This is a genomic window from Bacillus sp. ms-22 (genome assembly GCF_009759805.1).
Classification (GTDB): Bacteria; Bacillota; Bacilli; order Bacillales; family Bacillaceae; genus Bacillus; species Bacillus xiamenensis.
Genome location: NZ_CP046653.1, coordinates 1,424,125 through 1,450,235 on the forward strand (window position 1 = coordinate 1,424,125; position 26,111 = coordinate 1,450,235).

The 26,111-nt window shown below is 42.6% G+C and carries 26 protein-coding genes and 1 pseudogene; 22 read left to right on the forward strand and 5 right to left on the reverse strand.

Annotation, left to right across the window (positions count from 1 at the left end; all coding sequences use genetic code 11):
• Position 1: 1 nt before the first annotated feature.
• Positions 2 to 1,150 carry an IscS subfamily cysteine desulfurase gene (locus GPA07_RS07395; protein ID WP_157292281.1) on the reverse strand — a complete coding sequence of 383 codons (1,149 nt, stop codon included), beginning with the start codon at positions 1,148 to 1,150 and terminating at the stop codon, positions 2 to 4.
• A gap of 74 nt (positions 1,151 to 1,224) precedes the next feature.
• Between GPA07_RS07395 and nadB the strand changes: the two genes are divergently transcribed.
• The 5 genes from nadB (at position 1,225) to GPA07_RS07420 (ending at position 6,810) form a co-directional block, all read left to right on the forward strand.
• The gene (gene nadB / locus GPA07_RS07400) at positions 1,225 to 2,814 is read left to right on the forward strand and encodes an L-aspartate oxidase (protein ID WP_442859325.1); all 1,590 of its coding nucleotides are present in this window, start codon (positions 1,225 to 1,227) and stop codon (positions 2,812 to 2,814) included.
• Positions 2,796 to 3,659 carry a carboxylating nicotinate-nucleotide diphosphorylase gene (gene nadC, locus GPA07_RS07405; protein WP_008361019.1) on the forward strand — a complete coding sequence of 288 codons (864 nt, stop codon included), beginning with the start codon at positions 2,796 to 2,798 and terminating at the stop codon, positions 3,657 to 3,659. The genes nadB and nadC overlap by 19 nt, the downstream gene beginning before the upstream one ends.
• Positions 3,646 to 4,755 (forward strand): quinolinate synthase NadA, encoded by a 1,110-nt coding sequence (nadA, locus tag GPA07_RS07410; protein ID WP_157292283.1) that lies wholly within the window; start codon positions 3,646 to 3,648, stop codon positions 4,753 to 4,755. The genes nadC and nadA overlap by 14 nt, the downstream gene beginning before the upstream one ends.
• 131 nt (positions 4,756 to 4,886) lie before the next feature.
• A complete protein-coding gene (gene safA, locus GPA07_RS07415; RefSeq protein WP_008361014.1) occupies positions 4,887 to 6,056 on the forward strand; it encodes a SafA/ExsA family spore coat assembly protein in 1,170 nt (389 codons plus the stop codon).
• Positions 6,057 to 6,189: 133 nt separating this feature from the next.
• Positions 6,190 to 6,810: a YhcN/YlaJ family sporulation lipoprotein gene (locus GPA07_RS07420; protein ID WP_008361012.1), complete on the forward strand. Its 621-nt coding sequence runs from the start codon at positions 6,190 to 6,192 to the stop codon at positions 6,808 to 6,810.
• Between the two features lie 48 nt (positions 6,811 to 6,858).
• Here GPA07_RS07420 and GPA07_RS07425 read toward each other — a convergent pair.
• A pseudogene (locus GPA07_RS07425) lies at positions 6,859 to 7,233 on the reverse strand (LysE family transporter); the annotation flags it as partial.
• A 126-nt stretch (positions 7,234 to 7,359) separates the two neighbouring features.
• Here GPA07_RS07425 and GPA07_RS07430 point away from each other — a divergent pair.
• The gene (locus GPA07_RS07430) at positions 7,360 to 7,542 is read left to right on the forward strand and encodes a hypothetical protein (RefSeq protein WP_174549238.1); all 183 of its coding nucleotides are present in this window, start codon (positions 7,360 to 7,362) and stop codon (positions 7,540 to 7,542) included.
• A 35-nt stretch (positions 7,543 to 7,577) separates the two neighbouring features.
• On the opposite strand, the gene GPA07_RS07435 is transcribed toward GPA07_RS07430, so the two are convergent.
• The gene (locus GPA07_RS07435) at positions 7,578 to 8,222 is read right to left on the reverse strand and encodes a serine/threonine protein kinase (RefSeq protein WP_071168856.1); all 645 of its coding nucleotides are present in this window, start codon (positions 8,220 to 8,222) and stop codon (positions 7,578 to 7,580) included.
• 237 nt (positions 8,223 to 8,459) lie between these two features.
• Between GPA07_RS07435 and GPA07_RS07440 the strand changes: the two genes are divergently transcribed.
• The 7 genes from GPA07_RS07440 (at position 8,460) to yajC (ending at position 13,473) form a co-directional block, all read left to right on the forward strand.
• A complete protein-coding gene (locus tag GPA07_RS07440; RefSeq protein ID WP_406566810.1) occupies positions 8,460 to 8,960 on the forward strand; it encodes a BofC C-terminal domain-containing protein in 501 nt (166 codons plus the stop codon).
• Between the two features lie 148 nt (positions 8,961 to 9,108).
• Positions 9,109 to 9,714, forward strand: a complete 606-nt coding sequence (ruvA, locus tag GPA07_RS07445) for a Holliday junction branch migration protein RuvA (RefSeq protein ID WP_008361001.1) — start codon at positions 9,109 to 9,111, stop codon at positions 9,712 to 9,714.
• Between the two features lie 11 nt (positions 9,715 to 9,725).
• Positions 9,726 to 10,730, forward strand: coding sequence for a Holliday junction branch migration DNA helicase RuvB (gene ruvB / locus GPA07_RS07450; protein ID WP_008361000.1), 1,005 nt, complete (start codon positions 9,726 to 9,728; stop codon positions 10,728 to 10,730).
• The gene (locus tag GPA07_RS07455; protein ID WP_008342752.1) at positions 10,723 to 10,923 is read left to right on the forward strand and encodes a DUF2905 domain-containing protein; all 201 of its coding nucleotides are present in this window, start codon (positions 10,723 to 10,725) and stop codon (positions 10,921 to 10,923) included. The genes ruvB and GPA07_RS07455 overlap by 8 nt, the downstream gene beginning before the upstream one ends.
• Positions 10,924 to 10,957: 34 nt before the next feature.
• Positions 10,958 to 11,986, forward strand: coding sequence for a tRNA preQ1(34) S-adenosylmethionine ribosyltransferase-isomerase QueA (gene queA, locus GPA07_RS07460; RefSeq protein WP_157292284.1), 1,029 nt, complete (start codon positions 10,958 to 10,960; stop codon positions 11,984 to 11,986).
• A gap of 27 nt (positions 11,987 to 12,013) precedes the next feature.
• Positions 12,014 to 13,159, forward strand: coding sequence for a tRNA guanosine(34) transglycosylase Tgt (tgt, locus tag GPA07_RS07465; protein ID WP_008360996.1), 1,146 nt, complete (start codon positions 12,014 to 12,016; stop codon positions 13,157 to 13,159).
• Positions 13,160 to 13,206: 47 nt separating this feature from the next.
• The gene (gene yajC, locus GPA07_RS07470; RefSeq protein ID WP_008360993.1) at positions 13,207 to 13,473 is read left to right on the forward strand and encodes a preprotein translocase subunit YajC; all 267 of its coding nucleotides are present in this window, start codon (positions 13,207 to 13,209) and stop codon (positions 13,471 to 13,473) included.
• Between the two features lie 52 nt (positions 13,474 to 13,525).
• On the opposite strand, the gene GPA07_RS07475 is transcribed toward yajC, so the two are convergent.
• Positions 13,526 to 13,903 carry a TIGR04086 family membrane protein gene (locus GPA07_RS07475; protein ID WP_008360992.1) on the reverse strand — a complete coding sequence of 126 codons (378 nt, stop codon included), beginning with the start codon at positions 13,901 to 13,903 and terminating at the stop codon, positions 13,526 to 13,528.
• Positions 13,904 to 14,068: 165 nt separating this feature from the next.
• Here GPA07_RS07475 and GPA07_RS07480 point away from each other — a divergent pair, with 165 nt between their 5' ends.
• The gene (locus tag GPA07_RS07480; RefSeq protein ID WP_008360991.1) at positions 14,069 to 14,731 is read left to right on the forward strand and encodes a DUF421 domain-containing protein; all 663 of its coding nucleotides are present in this window, start codon (positions 14,069 to 14,071) and stop codon (positions 14,729 to 14,731) included.
• A 1-nt stretch (position 14,732) separates the two neighbouring features.
• Here GPA07_RS07480 and spoVB read toward each other — a convergent pair whose 3' ends face one another.
• The gene (spoVB, locus tag GPA07_RS07485; RefSeq protein WP_157292285.1) at positions 14,733 to 16,283 is read right to left on the reverse strand and encodes a stage V sporulation protein B; all 1,551 of its coding nucleotides are present in this window, start codon (positions 16,281 to 16,283) and stop codon (positions 14,733 to 14,735) included.
• Between the two features lie 116 nt (positions 16,284 to 16,399).
• Between spoVB and GPA07_RS07490 the strand changes: the two genes are divergently transcribed.
• From GPA07_RS07490 to dtd, 8 genes are all read left to right on the forward strand, one after another.
• A complete protein-coding gene (locus GPA07_RS07490) occupies positions 16,400 to 16,696 on the forward strand; it encodes a post-transcriptional regulator (protein ID WP_008360989.1) in 297 nt (98 codons plus the stop codon).
• A 41-nt stretch (positions 16,697 to 16,737) separates the two neighbouring features.
• Positions 16,738 to 18,966 carry a protein translocase subunit SecDF gene (secDF, locus tag GPA07_RS07495; protein ID WP_157292286.1) on the forward strand — a complete coding sequence of 743 codons (2,229 nt, stop codon included), beginning with the start codon at positions 16,738 to 16,740 and terminating at the stop codon, positions 18,964 to 18,966.
• Positions 18,967 to 19,360: 394 nt separating this feature from the next.
• The gene (locus GPA07_RS07500) at positions 19,361 to 19,849 is read left to right on the forward strand and encodes a cation:proton antiporter regulatory subunit (protein WP_008360876.1); all 489 of its coding nucleotides are present in this window, start codon (positions 19,361 to 19,363) and stop codon (positions 19,847 to 19,849) included.
• A gap of 101 nt (positions 19,850 to 19,950) precedes the next feature.
• Entirely contained in the window at positions 19,951 to 20,307 is a 357-nt protein-coding gene (locus GPA07_RS07505) for a LapA family protein (protein ID WP_008360873.1), read from the forward strand.
• 81 nt (positions 20,308 to 20,388) lie between these two features.
• Positions 20,389 to 22,713 (forward strand): single-stranded-DNA-specific exonuclease RecJ, encoded by a 2,325-nt coding sequence (recJ, locus tag GPA07_RS07510; RefSeq protein ID WP_157292287.1) that lies wholly within the window; start codon positions 20,389 to 20,391, stop codon positions 22,711 to 22,713.
• 23 nt (positions 22,714 to 22,736) lie between these two features.
• Positions 22,737 to 23,249, forward strand: coding sequence for an adenine phosphoribosyltransferase (locus tag GPA07_RS07515; protein ID WP_008342729.1), 513 nt, complete (start codon positions 22,737 to 22,739; stop codon positions 23,247 to 23,249).
• Positions 23,250 to 23,392: 143 nt separating this feature from the next.
• Positions 23,393 to 25,603 (forward strand): RelA/SpoT family protein, encoded by a 2,211-nt coding sequence (locus GPA07_RS07520; protein WP_008360869.1) that lies wholly within the window; start codon positions 23,393 to 23,395, stop codon positions 25,601 to 25,603.
• A gap of 18 nt (positions 25,604 to 25,621) precedes the next feature.
• A complete protein-coding gene (gene dtd, locus GPA07_RS07525) occupies positions 25,622 to 26,065 on the forward strand; it encodes a D-aminoacyl-tRNA deacylase (RefSeq protein WP_157292288.1) in 444 nt (147 codons plus the stop codon).
• Positions 26,066 to 26,111 lie beyond the last annotated feature (46 nt).

The window sequence follows — 26,111 nt, forward strand, 5'->3', positions numbered from 1 at the left end:
TTTATGCTCCTTTCTTCTCCTTTTGCAAGCTCTCAAATGTATGCAAAAGCTGGTCGATGTCATCTTTTGATGATCCTCGTCCAAATGATATTCGAATGAATTGAAGGGCATCACGATCTGATACATGCAATGCCTTCACAGCTGGGGAAGGATGATGATAACCAGAAGCACATGCGCTTCCAGTCGATATACAAACCCCGTTTCGGTTACATGCTAACATTACATATTGTCCTTCAAACCCTTCAAAAAAACAACCAATAATATGAGGCAGAATGCGGCGCTTTCCACTGCCTTGCAGCGTACGGACAGGCAGCTGTCGTTTTTTTAGCTGCTGAAGAAAATAATCACGAAGCTGACCATCGAGCTGCTGCTGCTCCTCGATCTGAAGCATTATTTGTTCGCTCGCGGCAACAAAAGCACCAATAGAAGGAATGTTCACAGTCCCTGGGCGTAGGCCGTTTTCCTGCACTGCCCCTTCATATAAAGGCTTCCAAGGGACATGTGTGTCCAAATAGACAGCGCCTGTACCCTTAGGTGCATACACTTTATGACTGGAAATGGAGATCGCATCCACCCCAAGTTCCTTCACGGACACACGAATTTTCCCAAATGTTTGCACTGCATCTGTATGAAAAAGAACCTGTCTTTCTTTTAAAAGAGCCGCTAATTCAGCCAAAGGCTGGATAATTCCTGTTTCTGAGTTGGCATGCTGGATGGATACGAGTCCTGTTTCAGGCAATAAAGCTTGTTTGAGAATTTCCGCTGTGATGATCCCTTCTTGGTTCGGTTCGATAATCGTGACCTTCACACCGAGGCGCTGCATGGCATTGACCGCATAATGAACGGAAGGGTGCTCTACTGATGTTGTGATGACATGCCGTTTATGCGGCGGAAGTCCATTCATGATGGATTGAATCGCAAGGATATTGGATTCAGTTCCTCCACTTGTAAAGTAAATGCCGCCGGGTTCGCCCTCTAAGATTGTCGCAAGTGATTGTCTGCTGTAAGTCAATATGTCATTTGCTCTTCCGCCTGCATCATGAAGGCTGCTTGCATTCCCGTAGCACTCTTTGCTCAGCTGCTGGAATACATGTAGCGCTTCGTCAGAAACAGGTGTAGAGGCTGCATAATCTAAATAGATCAAACCCATCCAACTCCCGTATAAAAATTTTTTCTTGTATTTATTGTAGTGTTGTGTAATGATATGTGTCAAGACAGGTGTAAATGACAGGAGGGGAGATTGTGTCATCAATCAAAAAAGTCATTGTGGTGGGATCAGGCATTGCGGCTCTTTCCTTTGCGAATACCATCTCAGACAACTGCCAAGTCATCATCATGACAAAAAAACAATTTTCCTCTAGTAATTCTATGCTTGCACAAGGAGGAATCGCTGCTGCTTTTTCAGCACACGATTCTGTCGATCAGCATGTGCAAGACACACTAGCTGCCGGCTGTGATCACAATGATGACAAAACCGTAGAAGAGATCGTACGGCTTGGAAAAAACCTTGTGGATCAGCTTGTAGAAGAAGGCTGTCCATTTGATCGAAATGAAGCGGGAATGCCGCAGTTAGGTAAAGAGGGAGCACATACTTTTCATCGCATTCTGCATGCAGGAGGAGATCAAACAGGTAAAACACTTGTGCAGTTTTTGAAAGGCAAGCTTGGCTCACATATCCATGTATACGAAAACCATCATGTCATTGATCTATTAATTCATGAAGGGACATGTATTGGTGTTGTGTGGAAAGACGAGGAGGGACACGTACATACAATGACCGCAGATGCAGTGGTGTTATCCACTGGCGGCTGTGGCTCATTATATGAGATAAACACAAATGACCCTTCTGTGACAGGAGATGGGCTAATGATGGCCTATCGAGCCGGCGCACAATTAGTGGATTTAGAATTTGTCCAATTCCATCCGACCCTTCTGACGATTGCTGGTAAAGCAGTCGGTCTCGTATCAGAGGCAGTCAGGGGAGAGGGTGCCTATTTAGAAGATGAATCGGGCAGACGGATCATGAATGGTATTCACCCACTTGGTGATTTAGCTCCTAGAGATGTCGTGGCAAGAACCATTTTCCATGAGCAGCAGCTAGGTCATTCTATTGATCTCAACATACAGGATATTCTGCATTTTTCTGCACGGTTTCCAGCGATTGATGCGATGTGTCAGCGTGCTGGAGTCGATACGGCAAGCGGCCGGCTGCCTGTTTCACCCGGTATGCACTTTTTAATGGGCGGAATCAAGGTCAATGAACATGGAGAAACAACAGTTCCATCGCTTTTTGCCATCGGTGAAGCGGCCTGTACAGGTTTACACGGCGCCAATCGATTGGCAAGTAATTCTCTTTTGGAAGGTCTCGTTTTAGGCAGCAAAGCGGCTCGGCGTATCGAGCAATTGGCCGTTCACCAAGAAACCATCCCATCTCTTTCAATACAAGAAATATGGTCTGTCCCGGCTATGTCAGAGGCTCAGCTCAGACAATGGATGACAGCATATGCCGCCATTGTGAGAGATGAAAAAGGCTTACAGACCTTGCTTCATGAATTAGAACATGTCTCTTTTCAGCAAACTAATGTGAAGAATATCACAAATGAGCAAATCGAATTAAGCAATCAATGGGCATTAGCCAGTTGCCTTGCCAAATCGGCATTACTCCGGACAGAAAGCAGGGGCGGTCATTATCGCAAGGATTATCCAAAGCGCCATGATGCTTTGTGGCAGGGGAAACAGATAGTACATGAACAAGGGCAAATTCACATCATCAAAAATGAAAGGATTGGTGCCAAATGGAACGTTTACAGTTAAAACAGATGCTTACACATTTTCTAACAGAAGATATTGGCTTTGGAGATGTATCCGCTGATGCCATCTTTGAAGATAAGAAAGGAACAGCTTACATCATTGCGAAACAATCCGGCGTATTGGCAGGATCACAAGTCATTGAGATGGGATACGAGCTTTTGAATGAACAGATTGAAACTGTGCTGTTTTTTCAGGAAGGCGATTGGATTCATAAAGGGGCTGTACTGGCAGAAATAAGCGGCCCTGTCAACGACCTGCTAAAAGGGGAACGGGTTATTTTGAATATACTTCAGAGAATGACAGGTATCGCAACTCTCACTCATGAAGCAGTAGAGCGATTAGCTGATCCATCTATTACGATTTGTGATACGAGAAAGACGACACCCGGTTTGCGCATGTTAGAGAAATACGCAGTGAAAGTCGGAGGCGGAAAGAATCATCGCTTCGGCTTATCAGATGGTGTGATGATTAAAGATAATCATATTGCCGCATGTGGCTCTATCCGTGAAGCTGTAGAGAAAGCTAGAGCATACGCCGGTCATATGGTGAAAATTGAAGTGGAAATTGAATCCGAAGCACAGCTACTGGAAGCCATTGACGCCAAAGCAGATGTCATCATGTTTGATAACTGCTCTCCGGATGAAGTGAAACGGTTTAAACAGATGACACCTGAAACCATTTTGACAGAGGCATCAGGCGGCATCACGTTAGAGACGCTACCAAGCTACCGGGGGACAGGTGTAGACCTTATTTCACTTGGCTTTCTGACACATTCTGCTCCATCATTTGATTTTAGTATGAATATGGAATTCAGTCATAAAGGGGGAACGACTCATGTCCATGCTTGATGTATTTGCGGCACAACACACAACGATGATGCCAGATGAATATAAGCACCGCTCTTATGAAGAAATGAAGCAGCGTGTGTTAGACATTAAACGAAATTTTGGATCAAAGCTTTTTATACCGGGTCATCATTATCAAAAGGATGAGGTGATCCAGTTTGCAGATGCCACAGGTGATTCATTGCAGCTGGCGCAAATCGCAGCTGATAATCAAGAGGCAGAATACATTGTGTTCTGCGGCGTTCATTTTATGGCGGAAACGGCAGATATGCTGTCAAAAAAGAATCAGCATGTCATATTGCCAGATATGAGAGCAGGCTGTTCAATGGCAGATATGGCGAACATGAAACAAACAGACAGCGCATGGGATCAGCTCACTGACCTGTTTGGCGATACGATACTCCCGCTTACTTATGTAAACTCAACAGCTGATATTAAAGCATTTGTCGGCAAGCATGGCGGGGCGACTGTCACTTCTTCAAATGCTAAAAAAGTACTGGAGTGGGCGCTCACGCAAAAAGAGCGGATTCTTTTTCTCCCTGACCAGCATTTAGGGCGTAATACGGCCTATGATTTAGGGATTCCGCTAGAAGAAATGGCTGTCTGGGATCAAATAGAAGAAAAGCTCATCACTGATCAGCCGCTTCATCGGATCAAAATGATTTTATGGAAAGGGCACTGCTCCGTTCATGAGAAATTTACCATTCGGAATATTGAAGAAACGCGAAAAAGAGATCGTGACATTCAAATCCTTGTCCATCCAGAGTGTATGCATGAGGTGGTAAAGGCTTCTGATCTAGCTGGTTCAACAAAATTTATTATTGACACAATCAAGCAGGCGCCAGCAGGAAGCAAGTGGGCCATAGGGACAGAAATGAATTTAGTGAAACGCATCATAGACCAGCATCCTGACAAACAAATTGAATCACTCAACCCAGATATGTGTCCATGTTTAACCATGAACCGTATTGATCTGCCTCATTTGTTATGGGCACTAGAAAGCATTGAAAAGGGTGAGCCTGTCGGTTTGATTCAGGTCAATGAAGACATGACCAAAGACGCTTTGCTTGCATTAAATAAAATGCTCACCATTCAATAATGAATCAGCCCCTCCTATGAGAAAACAAGTTTTTATCATATTGGCTTGTAAATAGGCATAAATTTATGTTGAAACATATTGTACTTCTGACATAACCGCTACGTTCACGTTTTGCATAGGAGGGGAAAACGTTGAAAATTCATATTGTGCAAAAAGGAGACTCCCTTTGGAAAATTTCAAAGAAGTACGGAGTCGACTTTCAAGAATTGAAAAAACTTAATTCACAGCTCAGTAATCCAGATTTGATCATGCCTGGAATGAAAATCAAAATTCCATCTAGTGGTGTTCCCGTGAAAACCGATCATCACAAAGCAAAAGAAATGCCAAAAGCGAAAGAACACCCGTATGTAAAAGAAAAGCCAAAGGATGTCGTGCAAGTTCAAGATACGAAGCCGAAGGAAAAGCCAAATGAACCAGTACCTTATGTGCCGCCAGTTCCAAAGATCGAGCAGCCAGTTTTTCCGCAAGTCGATGTGAACTATTATCAGACCAATCTCTACCAGCCATTCTCGCCTCCTCCCAAAAAAGAACATCATGAGAAAAAAGATCACGTACATGAGAAAAAGGACCACAAAGATCACAAGGATCATTTTCATCATGAAAATAAGGGTCATTTAAAAGAAGACGTGGCAAAGGGATATGATCCATTCATTCATATTCCACATCAAAAAGAGGAGGGAAAAGATATGGAGCATAGCAATTACCCAAACCTTCCTAATTTCCCGCAAATGCCGAATGTTGGAGGGGCAGCCGTAGGAGGGATGGCTGAAAATAAAGAGCATCAGCATCAGCATCATCATGATCCATATGATCCTTATTATGGTCATGGTCATTACATGCCGGCGATGTATCCATACCCGCAGCAAATGGTGCCGGCTTCTCCTATTTTACCGGGATCTGGTCTTTGTTATCCGGTTCAGCCGTATTATCATCATCATATGATGCCGTATCCTTACCCAGCTCAGCCGTATTATCCTGCGTATCAAGCGCCAGCCTATTACGGTGAAAATCATGAGCATCATGCAAACGACGGGCATCACTGGCACCACCATATGCATCCAAATGCAGGCGCAAATGCGAACGCCAATCAAGGCTTTTATCCAAACGCTTCAAATGAAGCATATGGTAAAGAAGACTGCGGATGTGATGATGGCATGAAGCACCATCATCAGCCATGGCCTGGACATTATCCAACTCCTGTTCCTTATGGTCAAATGGGCGCTTATCCAGCTCAGCCTTACATGCAGCCGTATCCTAATCAATCTGTATTCGCAAGACCAGAAGAAGACGAAGAAGATTAATGACAGAAGGGACGATCTCAATCGTTCCTTTTTTTGCTTATAAATGACAGCTTGTTTTTCTCCTTAACTGTACATCCTAAAACAGAGCCTGTTTCGTGCTCATAAGATTCAATTTGTACAGGGGGTTTTTCGTTTGAGACAAAAATGGCAAAAAACAATCGCATTAGTGCTTCTTCCTATTGGATTAACTGCTTGTGGTACAAATCACAATGCTGGTGTAGACACACGTCATAATCAATCAGGTCAGCCGGTTGGTTACCATTCAAATCAGCGGACAGCAAACAACGGAGAAGATCATCAAGGACCAGTTGCTGAGCTCATGGACGGAATGAACGGAAGAAATACAACGAATGTTGATTATCGTTCACGTCCTACACAGGATCAAGTGAGAATGCCGCTTACTGGTGGAGATGGACGCTACAGTCATGGAGATATGAACTATCATAACCAAATGTCGTTCTCTGGCTACGATAAACAAGAGAACATTCAGCGTTCAAGAAAAATCGCCAACCGAGTGAACAAAATGAACCATGTGACAGATTCACAAGTCATGGTGACGGATGAAAATGTGTATATTGCTCTCAAAACAGATGGGCGCTTGACGTCAGAGGGTGTATCACAAGTAGAAGAAGCAGCGACTCGTTATGCGGATGGAAGAGCTGTCCAAGTCATTAAAGATGAAGGAGCATTTACACGCTTCAGAGATATGAGAAGAACACAATTTGAAACAGGCCAAACAGGCATGACCCGATAGTTTGAGGAATCAAAAAGGCTAAAGTTCATGACGAACTTTAGCCTTTTCTTAAAAATAAACCTTAATCCCTATATAAAATTCGTAAAAGAAATAACAGCCAAATCCGAGTAATAAAATACCAGCAATCATGGATGTCCACTTGATCATCGTGCGATTCATCACTTTTCTCGTTAAGGATACAATCGTGAGAAGACCGATGTCATGAAGAAGAATCCCTGCCAGAATGCCGGCGGCAGCCAATATAAATTCAGATGAATCTGTTTTTGTATAAGCATCTGCCAGTACAGCACCAAACACAGATACCCAGAAGACAAGGTTTCCAGGGGATACCGCTACAAGCAGCCCGTTTCGGAATGTTTTTGCGAATGATTTATTCACTTTTTCTCCTGCTACATGAATGTCTTGATCCGCATTGTTGTGCGATTTTAAACAACATTTAAACTTCTTGTGTTTAGAAGGAAAGAAGCAGGGGAAACGAGTTAAATAGAGAATGAATGAAAGGAGCTGACCGGTTCGGTTAGCGAACAAGACAGAGTGGAAGGTGATCTTATGATGAAAGTATTTAAGGTAACATTTCATATGAACAATGGGGAAGTGCTTGATTTCGAGCTGAAACGTCCAGCTACCTATGATGTGTATAAAAAAATCGAGGAAGCCAATCATTGGTTTAAGCTAAACGACGACATCATTAACTTATTGAATGTAAATAGCATCCATGTAGAAACAGAATAAAACAGAAAAGCCGCTCTTCATTCGAGCGGCTTTCATTATGCAGAGAAATCATTTCGGTTGTTCAGCTGACCCCGGGACAGCCAGTTCTTTTTATATAAATAGGCGATCACTTCAAGCCATAGACGAGGCGCTTTTTTAGGGAAAAAGGGCTTTTGATAATAGACATAAGCGGCTTTTAAATCATCCCACTGATGACATGTTTTCGTTTGCGTGAAGCGGGCAACGTCAATAACCTTGACGCGTCCTTCTTTTGTTAAAATTAGATTTCGTAGATGGATATCAGAAGGATTTAATCCCTTCTCGCGTGCTTCCTCTAACGCATCATCTACCTGTTCAATCATTTGTTTATTGATGGGAATTCCCTTTGTCAGGCATTCATAGAATGTATGGCCTTTAATATATTCCATTAAAATATATCGATCCCCAGATTCATAAATCTCAGGATAGTATGAGGAACCGGAAAGTTTTGCGTAAATCGCAGCCTCTTTGCGGGCAATGTTTTCATAAGAAGGAAAAAAGACTTTTAACGCCATGTTCTTGCCGTCTTTTTTGTATGAAAATACATAGGCACTTCTTCCTTTGCCGCACAGCTCAAGCTCTGCCGGTTTGAAGGCGAGCTTATTAAAACGTTTTTCTTCATGATACTGAATCGACTCGGCTAATCTTTTGACATCTGACATTGACTTCACCTTCTTTGGTTTCAGTTTATGCGGCTGAAAAACGAATGATGAAAAAACCGTGTCATTCGGTAGAACAGGGTTGTATAAAACATAACATTTACGAATGAAGGATACAATGAAAGAGTCTTCATATGTGTCAGGTTTATCGATTTGGTTAATGTTTAGAAAAATGGGTCAAACTACATATGTCATGCATCGATCTCATGTTCTAAAGAGGTGTAAATAGTGAAAGTGAAGATGAAATATTTCGTTACAGGACTTATCATGACAAGTGTGCTTTTTTTCGCTGCGGATATGGAAGCAAAAGAACACTTGCAAAAAGAGTCAAAAACCATCAACGTTCAGCTTGAAAAAGTCTATCTAGACGGCGATGTGAGCATTGAAAGACACCAAGCATCATTAGAAGACAAAGATACATTTTGGGCGCAGTATAAAGGCTGGACATTGGTAGAACAGCGAGAGGATTTTGCCCTTTTTAGAAAGCAAATTGATGATATATCCCCATTAAGTAAAGCAAATGGATATATTGGATTATCTGAGGATGGTGTGATTTCTACGTTTCATGGAAGGCCTGACGGCTGGGCGGAGCCTATTCATCTCTTTTTTCAAATTGATACGTCCCGTTTAGAAAGCCATGTGGAGGAGCAGCTTGAGCAAGGCATTCCGTTTCGAACAAAAGATGAATTTGAGCATGTGCTTGAAGTCATGAAACCTTACCGACATGAAAGATCCTTTTAATGATGTGACAGCTTGCTGGTGTGATGACCGCAAGCTGTTTTTCGTGGGTTACATCGTAAAGACGGACTGAGCGAACGTATGTTAACTTTTATTGCGGTTTTCTCTTCGATTTATGTTACAATGGAGAACAGTCAAAGAGGTGAAAACGGTGATAGAGTTTGTAAAAGGGACCATTGATTATGTGTGCCCGCAATATGTTGTCATTGAAAACGGCGGCGTGGGATATCAAGTCTATACCCCAAACCCGTTTATCTATCAAGTAACAAAACAAGAAACGATTTATACGTATCATTACATAAAGGAAGACGCGTTTTCGTTATATGGATTCCAAACACGAGAAGAAAAAGCGTTGTTCACAAAACTGTTAAATGTCACAGGGATTGGACCAAAAGGCGCGCTTGCGATCCTTGCTTCCGGTGATCCTGGCGCTGTCATTTCAGCGATAGAACGTGAGGATGAAGCTTTTCTCATTAAATTCCCTGGTGTTGGCAAAAAAACAGCACGTCAGATCATTCTGGATCTAAAAGGAAAGCTCGCAGATGTGGTGCCAGAAATGATTGGAAACTTATTTACCCACGAGGATCATATTCAGGTCGAAACGCAGCAAACTGCATTAGATGAAGCGCTTGAGGCCTTAAGTGTCCTTGGATACGGTGATCGCGAAATCAAAAAGGTTCTCCCTTTATTAAAAGAAGAAAAGAATCTCACAACCGATCAATATGTGAAAAAAGCTTTACAAAAAATGTTGAAATAGGGTGATGTCTCATGGATGAACGGCTCGTCTCAACTGAAGCAGACAACCATGAATCAGCCATTGAGCAAAGTCTGCGGCCACAGACGCTTAGCCAATATATTGGCCAGCAAAAAGTAAAAGATAATCTTAGCGTGTTTATTGAAGCTGCCCGAATGCGGCAGGAAACGCTGGATCACGTCCTTTTATATGGACCGCCTGGACTCGGAAAAACAACGCTAGCGTCGATTATTGCCAACGAAATGAATGTTCAGCTGCGTACAACGTCTGGACCTGCCATTGAGCGTCCTGGAGATTTGGCGGCGATCTTGACATCTCTTGAACCTGGCGATGTTCTGTTTATTGATGAAATTCATCGCTTGCAGCGCTCAATAGAGGAAGTGCTATACCCAGCGATGGAGGATTTTTGTCTAGATATCGTGATTGGAAAAGGAGATACAGCACGCTCTGTCCGGCTTGATTTACCGCCATTTACTCTTGTAGGCGCAACGACCCGTGTCGGACTTTTAACAGCACCGCTTCGTGACAGGTTTGGGGTACATGCAAGATTGGAATACTATGAGCAAAGAGATTTGGCTGACATTGTGGTAAGAACAGCCGAGTTGTTTGAGATTGGGATCGACATTCGCTCAGCTGAAGAGATTGCAAGACGATCTAGAGGAACGCCGAGGGTCGCCAATCGGCTGCTCAGAAGAGTAAGAGATTTTGCGCAGGTGCTTGGAAATCATGCCATCACACAAGACATTGCAGAAGATGCCCTTGAGCGTCTGCAAGTTGACAGGCTTGGACTCGATCATATCGATCACAAGCTGCTTTTAAGTATGATCGAAAAATTTAGAGGCGGTCCTGTTGGACTTGATACGATCTCAGCGACAATTGGAGAAGAATCACATACGATTGAAGATGTGTACGAACCGTATTTACTGCAAATTGGTTTCTTGCAAAGAACACCAAGAGGGCGGGTCGTCACAAGAGAAGCGTATGAACATTTTCATATGGAGGTTCCGATTCGTGACTGAATTCCCTAAAATGTTGATGATTTTAGGTGGTGTCCTTTTTGCCGCAGGTTTAGTATTTCAATTGGTTGGGAAGCTGCCAGGTGATATTTTTGTGAAAAAAGGAAACGTAACGTTCTTTTTTCCCGTTATTACATGCATTGTCATTAGCATCGTACTAACCATTTTACTCAATGTCTTTGGACGGATGAAATAACGTTAACTAGTTAACTACAGAATAGGTGAAGGAAATGAAGCTAGAACTATTTGATTTTGATTTACCAGAAAGATTGATTGCGCAAGTCCCGCTTGAAAAACGAGACGCATCAAGACTGATGGTCTTAAATAAACAAACGGGTGCGATCACACATGATACATTTTCACAAATCACAGATTATTTTCAAAAGGGAGATTGTCTCGTTTTAAACAATACACGCGTTTTACCTGCGCGTCTGTTTGGGACGAAAGAGGATACAGGTGCCAAAGTTGAGCTTCTTCTTTTAAAGCAAGAAGAAGGAGACAAATGGGAAACGCTCGTAAAACCAGCAAAACGTGTGAAAAAAGGAACGGTCGTTACGTTTGGTGATGGACGGCTAAAAGCGGTGTGTACAGAGGAACTGGAGCATGGCGGAAGAAAAGTCGAGTTTCAGTATACAGGCATTTTTTATGAAGTGCTTGAATCTCTAGGAGAAATGCCGCTACCTCCATATATTAAAGAGCAGCTTGATGATCGTGAGCGCTATCAAACAGTATACTCGAAAGAGGTTGGTTCAGCTGCTGCTCCTACTGCTGGCCTTCACTTTACAACCGAGCTGCTGGATGCGCTAAAAGCAAAAGGTGTGCATATTGCTTTTATCACCTTGCACGTGGGGCTTGGTACATTTCGTCCGGTCAGTGCTGAACGCATCGAAGAACATGAAATGCACGCGGAATTTTACGAAATGAATGAAGAAACGGCTGAAGAGCTTAATCGCGTGCGCAAAGAAGGCGGGCGGATTATTTCAGTCGGAACAACATCGACAAGAACACTTGAAACCATTGCAAGTGCCTATGATGGTGAATTCAAAGCGTCAAGCGGATGGACGTCGATCTTTATTTATCCAGGCTATACATTTAAGGCCATTGATGGCATGATTACGAATTTCCATCTGCCGAAATCGTCATTAATTATGCTTGTCAGTGCATTAGCTGGACGAGAGCACGTCCTAAAAGCGTATAATGAGGCTGTAAAAGAGGAATACCGATTCTTCAGCTTTGGCGATGCCATGCTGATTCAATAACATCAACAAAGACAGGAGGGCTCATTTTTGTCGCAATTACCGATACGTTATGAGTTCATTAAATCATGCAAACAAACAGGGGCACGTCTTGGGCGCGTTCATACACCGCACGGCTCCTTTGAAACACCTGTATTTATGCCAGTTGGTACGCTGGCTACAGTGAAAACAATGGCGCCTGAAGAATTAAAAGCAATGGATGCAGGCATCATTTTAAGCAATACGTACCATCTATGGCTCCGCCCGGGGCATGACATTGTCAAAGAAGCAGGCGGCCTGCACAAATTTATGAACTGGGATCGAGCGATTCTAACAGATTCAGGCGGCTTTCAGGTATTTTCTTTGAGTGAATTTAGAAAAATTGAAGAAGAAGGCGTTCACTTCCGAAATCACTTAAACGGAGATAAGCTGTTCCTATCTCCTGAAAAAGCGATGGAGATTCAAAATGCACTCGGCTCTGATATTATGATGGCGTTTGACGAATGCCCTCCATACCCAGCAGAATACGATTACATGAAACGTTCTGTAGAACGGACAAGCAGATGGGCAGAGCGCTGCTTAACAGCGCACCAGCGTCCAGAGGATCAAGGTCTGTTTGGCATTGTCCAAGGCGGAGAATACGAAGAGCTTCGTAAACAAAGTGCAAAAGATCTTGTTTCACTTGATTTCCCAGGCTACGCAATTGGCGGCTTATCTGTTGGTGAACCAAAAGATGTGATGAACCGTGTGCTAGAGTTCACCACACCATTTTTACCGGCAGACAAGCCAAGGTACTTAATGGGTGTCGGTTCACCAGATTCATTAATTGACGGTGCCATTCGCGGTGTCGATATGTTTGACTGTGTACTGCCGACGAGAATTGCAAGAAACGGCACGCTGATGACAAGTGAAGGACGCCTTGTGGTGAAAAATGCAAAATATGAGCGTGATTTCAGACCAATTGATGAGAACTGTGACTGCTACACATGTAAAAACTACACACGCGCCTATATTAGACATTTAATCCGTACAAATGAGACGTTCGGAATTCGATTAACAACTTATCATAATCTTCATTTTCTGTTAAAATTAATGGAGCAAGTGAGAGAAGCTATCCGTGAGGATCGTTTAGGTGATTTTAGAGAAGAGTTTTTTGAGCGGTATGGCTTTAACAAACCGAATGCGAAAAACTTTTAACGCATAAACGAAAAGCTTTACAATGATTTAGAAAGGGGTGAGATAGAATGGATGGTGGTATGGGTTCAATCATTATGATTGTTGTCATGTTTGCTGTGCTTTATTTCTTGTTAATTCGTCCACAGCAAAAGCAACAAAAAGCTGTGCGTCAAATGCAGCAATCTTTATCAAAAGGCGATAAAATCGTCACAATCGGCGGCTTACACGGTGAAATCGACTCAATTGATGAATCAAAAGTGGTCATCAAAACAAGCGAAAACAACCGTTTAACTTTCGACCGTCGTGCTATTAGAGAATTAGCTGACAAAGGCTAATCCTCCAATACATAGCCATAAAAAAGAGAGAGCGGATCACACCGCTCTTTTTTTATTTGCCTCGAAGATTGACGCCAATCATTCCCCCTAGCATACAAATCCCCAAAAAGGCCGCATGATAGATGAATTGTCCTGGCGAAAAGGTTTCTCCAAACCCTAAATATTGAAATAAAAATACAGTGAGAGAAAAGATAAAAGAGGTGATGGCGCCTATGAGCCAGCCCCGCTCCTTTGCTTTTCCACCAGAAATGATTCCTCCTAGAAGAAGTGCCGCAAAGGACAATATCATAATCATCCATTTAAACGATGATTCCTGCATACTCGTAAAGGTAAGCATAAGTGACACAAGTAAGCTTGTCACAATCATCACGACAAAAATAGCAATTAAGCCGGATAAAATGCCTTTTCCTATTTGTTTCGTTTCCTGCATGTGATTCGTCTCCTCTCCAATTGACCGAAGCTTGTCTTTTACTAAAATGTATTCACGTTGAAGAAAAAATAGACATGTTTCTCACGATAAAAACAGAGGCTCTCTTTTCTACATAAATAAAGTGTTTTGACACAAGCTATGGTGGATAAGGAGGGTTTACATCATATGCAGGACATCTTAATTATCTCCATGAGAACGATCATTTTATATTTTCTCATTTGGTTTATCTTTCGTTTAATGGGCAAAAGGGAGATTGGAGAACTGAGTATTTTAGATCTTGTCATTTTTATGATGATCGCTGAAATTGCGGTGCTGGCCATAGAAGAAGTAGAGGATCATATGTTACATACGGTATGGCCGATCCTGCTGTTAACCTTCATTCAAATCACCCTTGCCTATCTTTCATTAAAGTTTCAAGGTGTTCGGCGCTTTCTTGACGGCAAGCCGGCCTTGCTCATTATAAACGGGAAAATAGACGAGGGTGCGATGAGAAAACAGCGTTACAATTTTGACGATTTGCTCATTCAATTAAGAGAAAATAACATAGATAGTATTCAGGATGTCTCGTACGCCATCTTAGAGCCTTCAGGAAAGCTTGCCGTTGTTGAAAAAGAAAACAAGCGCACACATGCAGCGCTTGAGCTTCCTCTTATTGCAGACGGTGTGGTTCAGCATGATCATCTCAAGCAGATCAACCATGATGAACAGTGGCTGAGAAAGGAGCTTGCCAAAAGAGGCTATGATCACATCGAACAAATCTCCTACTGCAGCTTTAATCAGAAGCATTTTTATATTGATTTGAAAGATGAAGTCATAAAGAAAAGATGAGCTAAAGCAGCTTCCCAATTAACGGGATGCGGCGCAGCTCTTCTCGTTTCACGAGCCCAAAACAGATTAATAGAATGACATACAGCACACATGTAACAAAGATCAGCATGATCAGCTCTAAAGGGGCAGAAATGAGTCCGCCCGCTTGATGCTTCATCCATAAGCTGACAGCCCCTGTGCCTATGATCACAAGGAAGCAAAGTCCATATTCTTTCAATGGTAAATGAATAGGCAGCACTTTACCGACAGTTGCCGCATGGAGCAATGTGACAAGGACGATGCCGATTAATATTGCAAGTGCTGCGCCCATAATACCAAAGCTTGGCTGTGAGGCAAGGACGAAGATCATTCCTGTTTTTACAACAGCCCCTATCAGGCTGTTGGTCATTGCCGCACCAGCTAAATTTAACGCTTGAAGGACGGCTTGAAGCGGCCCTTGAAAGTAATAGAGAAGAAAAAAGGGTGCCATGAATTTTACATAGATGGCCGCATGAGATGAACCATACATAAAGAGGGTTAAATTTTCTGCATACACAAAAAGGATAATACATGAAATGCCCCCGCTTAATAAACAAAGCCGCATCGCCTGCTTTAGCCGGTATTCTACCGTTTTGCGTTTGTTCTGCTCCATTCCTTCACTAATTGCCGGGACTAATGCGGTGGAAAGGGAATACGTAATAAAACTAGGCAATGTCAAAAGGGTGAGCGCAAGACCGGTCAATTCTCCGTACTGCCTTGTCGCTTCAACAGCCGCATATCCGGCAATTGCAAGGCTTTGCGCGACTACAATCGGCTCTAAAAACCACGAGATATTGCCGATAAAACGGCTGCCTGTCGTTGGCAGCGCAATACTCATCAGCTGCTTAAATGTGTCCTTCCCGTCATGAATCGCCTTGAAAAATCGTTTTCGGATACGGATGGTTTTTTTATAGCGAAAGGCGATCAGTAAGTAAGCAAGTGAAATCATCTCGCCAATCACTGATGAAATCATAGCACCTGCTGCCGCATATTCAATTCCATAAGGAAGGAAAGCTGTTGTACATACTGCCACAAGTGAAATTCTTGCAACCTGTTCCAGTACCTGTGACATTGCAAGCGGGCTCATTTGCTGTCTTCCTTGGAAATATCCCCTCAGCACACTTGAGATAGCGATGACGGGTACGACTGGTGTAATCGCAAGCAGTGGATAGACCGTTCTAGGATCTGTCAGCATATTTTCCGCCATAATAGGGGCAAACCATAAAAAGAGCGGCGTGAAAATCAGGCTAAGTGTTCCTGTTATCGCAAGGGACATGACCAGAATGCGTTTTGTTTTCTGTTTGTCACCCCGGGCTTCTGCTTCTGCGACAAGCTTACTGATAGCGACAGGCAGTCCGAATTGTGTCAGCGTCACCGCGAGAAAAAAGGTAGGTGCTGCCATCATGTAAAGCCCTACGCCTTCTTCTCCAATGAACCTTGCAATCACAATTCGATTCACAAAACCCAATATTCTCGTGATGAAACCTGCTAAAATTAAAATGATTGTCCCTTTTAAAAACGTTTGCTTCGTCAAATCACAGATCACCTGCCTTCTCAAACGACATAGAATCATATACAATAAGATATGCGTGTATATCGTCCAAGCATGACAAGTCTCTCGATAAAAAACTGAAAAGGGGGAGCCTCACATTGACACAACATCCGGCTGCTATATACAAAGACCATTTAAAGCCTTTTCTGTTCAGTAAGCTTGAAGAATTCATTGTTTTGGGCTACAAAGATGTTGATTTAGAGGAATTATGGTCATACTTAGAGAATAAGAAGTGGAAGAAAAAACAAGATTATCCGATTCATGAAATGGTTGCAGATATTTTATCTGTGAAAATTGGCGAATTTATGAACTATGCAACCGTTCAGTCGTTTAAAACGTCTGCTTTTTTGGACAGTGAAGATGGCAAGAATATGCTGGATGAACTGTTGAAATAAGCCATCTTAATGGATTCAGGTGTTTAAGGAGGAAATACATAATGAAAAAAGGGCGCATTCTTGCGTTTTTCTTAGTGGTTCTGTTAATCGGAACTGGTGTGGGCTTATTAACGAAGCCTGTTGCGAAAGATATGACGCTAGGGCTGGACTTACAGGGTGGATTTGAAGTTCTGTATGATGTACACCCAGTGAAAAAAGAAGACAAGATCACAAATGGTGTTCTCGTCAGTACAGTAGAGGCTTTAAACCGAAGAGCCAACGTGCTTGGAGTCAGTGAGCCGAACATTTCTATTGAAGGCAACAACCGTATCCGCGTGCAGCTTGCGGGTGTAAAAAATCAAAACAGAGCAAGAGAAATTCTTTCAACTGAAGCTCAGCTTTCCTTCAGAGATACGAATGATAAAGAGCTCTTAAACGGATCTGATCTTGTTGAAAACGGTGCAAAACAAACATTCAACCAAACGAATGAGCCGATTGTGACGGTCAAACTAAAAGATGCGAAAAAATTTGGCGAAGTGACAAAAAAAGTAGCGGCTATGGCACCAAATAATCAGCTTGTTATTTGGCTTGATTATCATAAGGGAGACTCCTTCAAAAAAGAAGTCACTAAATCAAACCACAAGTATGTGTCTGCGCCGAATGTGAATCAAGAGATTAACAGCAGTGACGTACAAATTGAAGGGAACTTTACGGTTCAAGAGGCCAAAGACCTTGCGAGCATTTTAAATGCAGGGGCATTGCCAGTAAAATTAACGGAAAAATATTCAACATCTGTGAGTGCACAGTTTGGTGAACAAGCACTGAACGAAACAGTCTTTGCAGGAATTGTAGGAATAGCATTTATCTTCTTATTCATGCTGCTTTATTACCGATTACCAGGTCTAATTGCTGTCATTACACTGTCAGCTTATATCTATATCACACTGCAAGTTTTTGACTGGATGGGTGCGGTCATGACGCTGCCTGGAATCGCTGCTTTGATTCTTGGGGTAGGGATGGCTGTCGATGCCAATATTATTACTTATGAACGGATCAAAGAGGAGCTCAAGCTCGGTAAATCTGTGCGTTCTGCCTTCAGATCGGGTAACCGCAGATCGTTTGCCACGATCTTTGATGCGAACTTAACAAGTATTATTGCCGGCGGGGTTCTGTTCTTCTTTGGAACAAGTTCTGTAAAAGGATTTGCAACCATGCTCATCCTATCGATTTTAACAAGCTTTATCACGGCTGTCTTCCTATCAAGATTCCTCCTTGGGCTTCTTGTAGAAAGCCGCTATCTCGACCGGAGAAAAGGCTGGTTTGGCGTTCGCAAAAAAGACATCATGAACATTCATGAAACAACAGAAAATACCGAACCGAAAACACCATTTGATAAATGGGATTTCGTCAGCAAACGTAAAGGCTTCATGATTTTCTCAGCAGCTGTGACCATTGCTGGAATCATTGTGCTTTCGATCTTCAAGCTCAATGCAGGTATTGACTTTGCCAGTGGAACAAGGGTTGATGTCCAAAGTGATCACAAGCTGTCAACAGAGCAAGTAGAGCAAGATTTTAAAAAGCTTGGTCTTGAAACAGACAGTGTTGTGTTATCGGGTCAAAAAGAAAATCAGGCAGCTGCTCGATTTGTCGGTGTTCCGAATAAAGAAAAAATCGCCGAAGTGAAAGATTACTTCAAAGATAAATATGGAACTGAGCCTAACGTAAGTACAGTGTCTCCGACAGTCGGAAAAGAGCTTGCACGTAACGCATTGTACGCGGTCATCATTGCTTCGATCGGGATTATCTTATATGTATCCATCCGGTTTGAGTATAAAATGGCCATTGCAGCGATTATCTCACTGCTTTACGACGCATTCTTTATCGTTGCCTTCTTTAGTATTACGCGGTTAGAGGTGGATGTCACCTTCATTGCAGCGATACTCACGGTCATCGGGTACTCGATCAATGACACGATCGTGACCTTTGACAGGGTTCGTGAACAAATGAAGAAACGCAAACCGAAAACCATTGAAGATTTATCACATATTGTGAACTTAAGCTTACAGCAAACCTTTACGCGTTCTGTGAACACCGTGCTCACCGTACTTGTAGTGGTTATTGCACTGCTTATCTTCGGATCAGCGTCTATTACAAACTTCTCTATCGCCTTACTTGTTGGCCTATTAACAGGGGTGTATTCATCTCTTTATATCGCGGCACAAATTTGGCTGATGTGGAAAGGCCGTGAGCTGAAAAGACCGGCTAAAGTAGACACAGAACAAGACATCTAAACAAGAAAGACTGCCAGTATGGCAGTCTCAGCGTGTAGACAAACCCTCGCATTCGGTGTCAGTCCTGCGTGCTGGTGCTCACGAATGTCAAATTCGCTCCGCGCCAGTACTCGTCCTTCCTAGACTGCAAAGGTTTTCATGTCACGCTGAAAAGAAGACAAAGGGCTAAAATCAACAACATTTTAGCCCTTTGCCAACAATCTGAGACTGCCAGCATGGCAGTCTTTTTTTCATGCATCATCTCCATTTGTCACAACAATAAGACAATTTGAAAAAACATTTCGGGTTTCGTTGATCTTGAAATGGTCTTTTGCTATAATGACATACGTTTAGATCAGTATAGAAAGCAAGTGCCTGTTTTGGGCATTTGGCTTTATTCATTGGAGGGGCTGTTATGAAGGTTCGGGAAACTGAACTGCCTGGTATCGGTCACAAAGCCGAAATGATCACAAGAAATAATGAGAAGCTTGCCATCATCACACATGATGACGGCAGAAGAGAGATGTATCATTTTCAAGAGGATGATCACGAAGAATGTATTTCTGGTATCTTGCTTAGCGATGAAGAAGCAAGGCAAATCTCGGCTATTTTAGGCGGTATGGTGTATAAACCAAAGGCGCTTGAGACAGTGGAGGTTGCCATTGATGAACTCATGATCGAATGGTTTAAGATTGAAAAGAACGCACCAGCTGTTAGACAGACGATTGGCGACCTCGATGTTCGTCAAAATTATCAAGTGACAGTCATCGCCATTGTGAGAAAGTCACATGAGAAGATTTTAAATCCAGGACCAGATACGATCATTGAAGAAGGGGATACCCTTGTCATCTCTGGAGAAAGAAAAGAATTAAAGAACTTAATTAAAGAAAAACTCAGCAGCTAATCACACCCATGCTGATAGAAGATCTTCCGCTGCTTTCCTTGTGTGTTTAAAAAGGACAAGAAAAAGGGAAGAATAAAAGAAAAAGCTTGGGGGATATGTAGATGAATAAACAACAATGGACCATTATACTCGCATTTATTTTCGTATTAATTGTCTCAGTTTTTGCCGTGATTAATGTGCGGCCTGTGCAGGTAGACTACTTATTTGGAACGGCTGAATGGCCGCTGATCCTTGTCATTATCGGCTCTGTTCTCATGGGCGGGCTCATTGTGGCTTTTGCAGGGATTTTCCAAATTGTAAAACTGAAACGTGAACTAAAAGCATTAAAAGCTGAACGTGCAGCCGCTGCGACTGTTCCTGCTGCTTCTTCCAAAAAGGCAGACAAAGACGTTCAAAAGAAATCGAATGTCACGCCTTTAAAAGAACAAACAGCGTCTTTTGACCGGAAGGAAAAATAATCTTCCAGTCCAATTTCATAAAATAAAAATTGAAACCCCTCAGGCCACTCTAGTATAATAGTGTGGTTGAGGGGTGAATTTATGTTATTATCCAAAATGCGCTGGGAATATGAGCATCCAAGCGAAGAAAAAGTGAAATCACTCTCTGAAAATCTGAATATTTCTGCGCTGACTGCATCACTTCTTGTACAAAGAGGACTCGAAGAAGTAGAAGAAGCGAGGTCTTTTTTATTTGATCAAAAAGCCGAATTTCATGATCCATTCTTATTAAAAGGAATGAAAGAAGCAGTAGAGCGCATCAACAAAGCGATCGAAGCGCAAGAATCGATTGTGATCTTCGGAGATTATGATGCAGATGGTGTGACAAGTACGTCTGTACTTTTACATACATTAAAAGAGCGGTCTGCGAAAGTAGACTTTTATATTCCAGATCGATTTAAAGAAGGTTATGGGCCAAACGAACAGGCTTTCCGATATATTAAAGAGCAGGGAGCATCGCTTGTCATCACAGTGGATACAGGTATCGCTGCTGTAAATGAAGCGCGAATTGCAAAAGAAATAGGATTAGACCTGATCATCACAGATCACCATGAACCAAGCGAGGAACTGCCGGAGGCACTTGCGATTGTACACCCTAAGCAGCCAGGCTGTGAGTACCCATTTAAAGAACTGGCTGGTGTCGGTGTTGCGTTTAAAGTGGCACATGCCCTCCTAGGGAAACTGCCTGTAGATTTATTAGATCTTGCTGCAATTGGAACAATTGCGGATCTTGTCCCGCTGCATGATGAAAATAGATGGCTTGCAAAAAAAGGCCTTATGCAGCTTCGGCAGTCTCGTCGTCCTGGGCTAAAAGCGTTAATAAAAGAAGCGGGGGCTACTCTTGAAGAAGCCAATGAGGAAACAGTCGGCTTTCAAATTGCGCCAAGGCTGAATGCAGTCGGACGAATTGAGCAGGCAGACCCAGCTGTTCATCTTCTCATGACGGAGGATAGGGATGAAGCAGAAGAGCTCGCTCGTTTTGTTCAAGAACTCAACAAAGAACGGCAGAAAATCGTCAGTACGATCACGGAAGAAGCCATTCGAATGGTCGAAGAGACGGGCGGTGACCAGTCTGCCATCGTTGTCGCAAAAGCGGGCTGGAATCCTGGCGTTGTTGGCATTGTTGCCTCGAAATTGACTGATACATTTTCTCGTCCGGCGATTGTGCTAGGCATAGACGAAGAAACGCAGATGGCGAAGGGGTCAGCACGAAGTATTCCTGGCTTTGATTTGTTTTTCCATTTGAGCAAGTGCCGTGACATCCTGCCGCATTTTGGCGGACACCCTATGGCAGCAGGAATGACACTTCAAGCGGATGATGTTCCTTTGCTTAGAGAAAGATTGAATCAATATGCAAATGAAACGTTGACAGAAGAAGATTTTATTCCGATTCAACGGGTTGATGCGGTATGTAAAGTGGACGAGATTACGGTGCAGGCCATTGAAGAAGTGGGGATGCTGTCCCCATTTGGCATGCAGAACCCTAAGCCGTTTATCATGATTGAAGACGCCAAGCTTGAAGACATACGAACGATTGGGGCCAATCAAAATCATATAAAAATGTCACTGAAAGACGAAGACAAACTGCTGGACTGTGTCGGTTTTCATCAAGGCAATCTAAAAGAAGAACTCGTCCCAGGAAGTCAAATTTCGGTCATTGGCGAGATCTCCATTAATGAATGGAATAATCGAAAGAAACCTCAGCTTATGTTAAAGGACGCTCGAGTGGATGAATGGCAGCTGTTTGATTTACGCGGGAAAAAGGATTGGGAAAAGAAAGTATCAACACTTGATCCAGAGAAAAGTGTTGTGCTCTGTTTTGATGAAGAAACAAAACGGCAAACGGAAATTCCGGTTCATGTTGTCGATGCAGACAATGTTACATCGTTTGATGTCCATGAGAAATATGTGGTCTTTGCCGATGTTCCCGCAGATGAGCACTTGCTCAAGTTGCTTTTAGAAAATCAAAAACCAGCAAGAATTTATACGGTGTTTCAACGGAAAGAAGATCACTTTATGTCCGCATTCCCGAGCCGTGACCAATTTAAATGGTTTTATGGGTTCTTGTTAAAACGGGGGAGTTTTCCTCTCAAAGAACAAGGCATGGAGCTTGCCAAACATAGAGGCTGGACAAAAGATACAATCATTTTTATGACAAAGGTGTTTTTTGAACTCGGTTTTGTTAAAATAGAGAATGGTGTGCTGACAATAGTACGTGATGCCCCTAAAAAAGATTTAACCGCATCATCGTCTTATACAGCAAAACAACGATTGATGGAACTCGATCAAACACTAACATATTCCTCAGCCAAAGAGCTGAAGGAATGGCTGAATAGCATGATGAGCGAAGTCTCACCTGTGCTTTGACGTACGAGGAGGAAAAGGAAAAGATGGATTTAAAACAATATGTGACAGTTGTACCTGACTACCCAAAGGAAGGTGTACAATTTAAAGATATTACAACATTAATGGATAAAGGCGAAGTGTACCGTTATGCAACGGATCAAATCGTTGAATACGCAAAGGAAAGAGACATTGATCTCATTGTTGGACCTGAAGCGCGTGGATTCATTATTGGCTGTCCTGTAGCATATGCACTTGGTGTAGGTTTTGCACCAGTTCGTAAAGAAGGAAAGCTTCCTCGTGAAGTCATTAAAGTTGATTACGGTTTGGAATACGGTAAAGATGTATTAACGATTCATAAAGATGCGATTCGTCCTGGTCAGCGTGTACTGATTACAGATGATTTACTTGCGACTGGTGGAACGATTGAAGCGTCCATCAAGCTTGTTGAGGAATTAGGCGGCGTTGTTGCAGGGATTGCATTTTTAATTGAGCTGACGTATCTTGATGGCAGAAAGAAGCTGGACGGTTACGACATCTTGACGTTAATGCAATACTAATGGAGTTTTACGAAAAAAGCACTCAGTAAGAAGGGTGCTTTTTTCCTATCAAAAATCTTTTAGCGGACTTCTTCTCTTTACATCTATCGAATTTTTCTTGATAATAAACTACAATACAGTTTTCATTTAAAAAAGGTGATTCCATGGCGAACGAACAAGTTTTAACGGCGCAGCAGGTCATTGACAAGGCAAGAGAATACCTGTCCGCTGAACATATTCAATTTATAGAGCGTGCATACGAGTATGCTGAGAATGCACACAAGGAGCAATACCGGAAATCCGGTGAGCCTTATATTATCCATCCTATTCAAGTGGCTGGAATTCTTGTTGATCTTGAAATGGACCCTTCGACCATTGCTGGCGGCTTTTTGCATGATGTTGTCGAGGATACGGATGTGACATTAGAGGATTTAAAAGAGCATTTTAACGAAGAAGTGGCAATGCTGGTTGATGGTGTGACAAAGCTCGGGAAGATTAAATATAAATCACAAGAAGAACAGCAGGCTGAAAACCACAGGAAAATGTTTGTTGCAATGGCGCAGGATATTCGTGTGATCTTGATTAAGCTGGCAGACCGTCTTCACAATATGAGAACACTCAAGCATCTTCCGCAGGAAAAGCAGCGTAGAATTTCAAATGAAACGCTTGAGATTTTTGCACCGCTTGCGCACAGATTAGGGATTTCAAAGATTAAGTGGGAGCTTGAGGATACAGCCCTCCGCTATTTAAATCCGCAGCAATATTACCGGATTGTGAATCTCATGAAGCGCAAACGAGCGGAACGTGAGGAATACTTGGACGAGGTTGTTAATGAAGTGAAAGACCGTGTGTCTGAGGTGAACATCAAGGCTGAATTCTCCGGCAGACCGAAACATATTTATAGCATTTATCGCAAAATGGTCTTGCAAAATAAGCAGTTTAATGAAATATATGATTTGCTGGCTGTTCGTATTTTGGTGGACAGCATTAAAGACTGCTATGCCGTACTCGGTATTATTCATACGTGCTGGAAGCCGATGCCAGGCAGATTTAAAGATTATATTGCTATGCCAAAGCCGAACATGTATCAGTCACTTCATACAACAGTGATTGGTCCAAAAGGCGACCCGCTGGAAGTTCAGATCCGTACAGTAGAAATGCACGAAATTGCGGAATACGGAATTGCGGCACACTGGGCGTATAAAGAAGGCAAAGAATCAGCAGAATCGACGGAAGAAGCTGTTTTCCAGAAGAAGCTGTCTTGGTTTAGAGAAATCCTAGAATTCCAAAATGAATCCACAGATGCGGAAGAATTTATGGAATCGTTAAAAATCGATCTCTTCTCTGATATGGTGTTTGTGTTTACGCCAAAAGGAGACGTCATTGAGCTGCCGTCTGGTTCAGTTCCAATTGACTTTTCGTACCGGATTCATTCGGAAATTGGGAATAAAACAATCGGAGCCAAGGTCAACGGCAAAATGGTCACACTTGATCACAAATTAAAAACAGGTGACATTATTGAAATTCTGACATCTAAGCATAGCTATGGTCCAAGTCAGGATTGGATCAAGCTTGCCCAAACTTCCCAAGCGAAGCACAAGATCAGACAGTTTTTCAAAAAACAGCGCCGTGAAGAAAATGTCGAAAAAGGCCGAGAACTCGTGGAGAAAGAAATCAAAAACCTTGAGTTTGATGTCAAAGACATTATGACACCTGAAAACCTGCAAAAAGTGGCCGATAAATTTAATTTCTCAAATGAAGAGGACATGTATGCGGCCGTCGGTTATAACGGAATTACGGCACTCCAAGTGGCGAATCGTTTAACTGAAAAAGAAAGAAAACAAAGAGATCAGGAAGAACAAGAGAAAACCGTCCAAGAAGTGACGGTAGAGTCAAAACCATATCACGGGAAAAAACGCGAAGCGGGCGTACGAGTCAAAGGAATTGATAATCTGCTTGTCCGCTTATCCAAGTGCTGTAATCCTGTTCCTGGTGATAGCATTGTGGGCTTTATTACAAAAGGACGGGGCGTATCTGTTCACCGTGAGGACTGTCCGAACGTGAAGACTGGAGAAGCGCAGGAGCGGTTAATCCCGGTCGAGTGGGAGCACGAACAGCCTGCTCGAAACCGTAAAGAATACAATGTGGAAATTGAGATATTAGGATATGACAGGCGCGGCTTACTCAATGAGGTGCTTCAAGCAGTGAATGAAACAAAAACAAACATCTCCTCTGTTTCTGGGAAGTCTGATCGTAACAAAGTAGCGACGATTCATATGGCTATTTTTATCCAAAATATCAATCATTTGCATAAAGTAGTGGAACGCATCAAACAAATCAAAGACATTTACTCTGTTCGCCGATTTATGAATTAGAAAGGAAGTATATCGTCTATGAGGCTTGTTGTTCAGCGTGTGACGAGTGCATCTGTGAAGGTGGAAGATGAGGTCACAGGTGCCATCAATGAAGGATATATGGTGCTGGTTGGTGTCACACATGAAGATACAGAAGAAGATGTGCATGACTTAGCTGAAAAGCTGGTACATTTACGTATTTTTGAAGATGAAAACGGGAAAATGAATCGTTCATTGTTGGATGTAAAAGGAAGCGTTCTGTCTGTGTCTCAATTTACCCTTTATGGTGATACGAGAAAAGGCAGACGGCCTAATTTTATGAAAGCTGCCAAGCCGGATATGGCAAACTCACTTTACGAATGCTTCAATGAAACCCTTAGAGAAAAGGGCATCCTTGTTGAAACTGGCCGTTTTGGCGCGATGATGGACGTGTCATTGACCAATTCAGGGCCAGTCACGATTTTGATGGATAGCAAAGAATAGACTGTAGATAAACTCTTGCTGAGAGTTTGTTTAGAGTCTTTTTCTT

Coding starts and splice junctions, on each gene's coding strand:
- GPA07_RS07440 (WP_406566810.1), top strand. CDS start 8,460: ATGAAATATTTCGTTACAGGACTTATCATGACAAGTGTGCTTTTTTTC.
- GPA07_RS07505 (WP_008360873.1), top strand. CDS start 19,951: ATGAATAAACAACAATGGACCATTATACTCGCATTTATTTTCGTATTA.
- nadB (WP_442859325.1), top strand. CDS start 1,225: ATGACAGGAGGGGAGATTGTGTCATCAATCAAAAAAGTCATTGTGGTG.
- recJ (WP_157292287.1), top strand. CDS start 20,389: ATGTTATTATCCAAAATGCGCTGGGAATATGAGCATCCAAGCGAAGAA.
- yajC (WP_008360993.1), top strand. CDS start 13,207: ATGGATGGTGGTATGGGTTCAATCATTATGATTGTTGTCATGTTTGCT.
- GPA07_RS07475 (WP_008360992.1), bottom strand. CDS start 13,903: ATGCAGGAAACGAAACAAATAGGAAAAGGCATTTTATCCGGCTTAATT.
- queA (WP_157292284.1), top strand. CDS start 10,958: ATGAAGCTAGAACTATTTGATTTTGATTTACCAGAAAGATTGATTGCG.
- nadA (WP_157292283.1), top strand. CDS start 3,646: ATGTCCATGCTTGATGTATTTGCGGCACAACACACAACGATGATGCCA.
- dtd (WP_157292288.1), top strand. CDS start 25,622: ATGAGGCTTGTTGTTCAGCGTGTGACGAGTGCATCTGTGAAGGTGGAA.
- GPA07_RS07435 (WP_071168856.1), bottom strand. CDS start 8,222: ATGTCAGATGTCAAAAGATTAGCCGAGTCGATTCAGTATCATGAAGAA.
- GPA07_RS07480 (WP_008360991.1), top strand. CDS start 14,069: ATGCAGGACATCTTAATTATCTCCATGAGAACGATCATTTTATATTTT.
- ruvB (WP_008361000.1), top strand. CDS start 9,726: ATGGATGAACGGCTCGTCTCAACTGAAGCAGACAACCATGAATCAGCC.
- nadC (WP_008361019.1), top strand. CDS start 2,796: ATGGAACGTTTACAGTTAAAACAGATGCTTACACATTTTCTAACAGAA.
- GPA07_RS07520 (WP_008360869.1), top strand. CDS start 23,393: ATGGCGAACGAACAAGTTTTAACGGCGCAGCAGGTCATTGACAAGGCA.
- GPA07_RS07430 (WP_174549238.1), top strand. CDS start 7,360: ATGATGAAAGTATTTAAGGTAACATTTCATATGAACAATGGGGAAGTG.
- GPA07_RS07515 (WP_008342729.1), top strand. CDS start 22,737: ATGGATTTAAAACAATATGTGACAGTTGTACCTGACTACCCAAAGGAA.
- GPA07_RS07395 (WP_157292281.1), bottom strand. CDS start 1,150: ATGGGTTTGATCTATTTAGATTATGCAGCCTCTACACCTGTTTCTGAC.
- GPA07_RS07500 (WP_008360876.1), top strand. CDS start 19,361: ATGAAGGTTCGGGAAACTGAACTGCCTGGTATCGGTCACAAAGCCGAA.
- secDF (WP_157292286.1), top strand. CDS start 16,738: ATGAAAAAAGGGCGCATTCTTGCGTTTTTCTTAGTGGTTCTGTTAATC.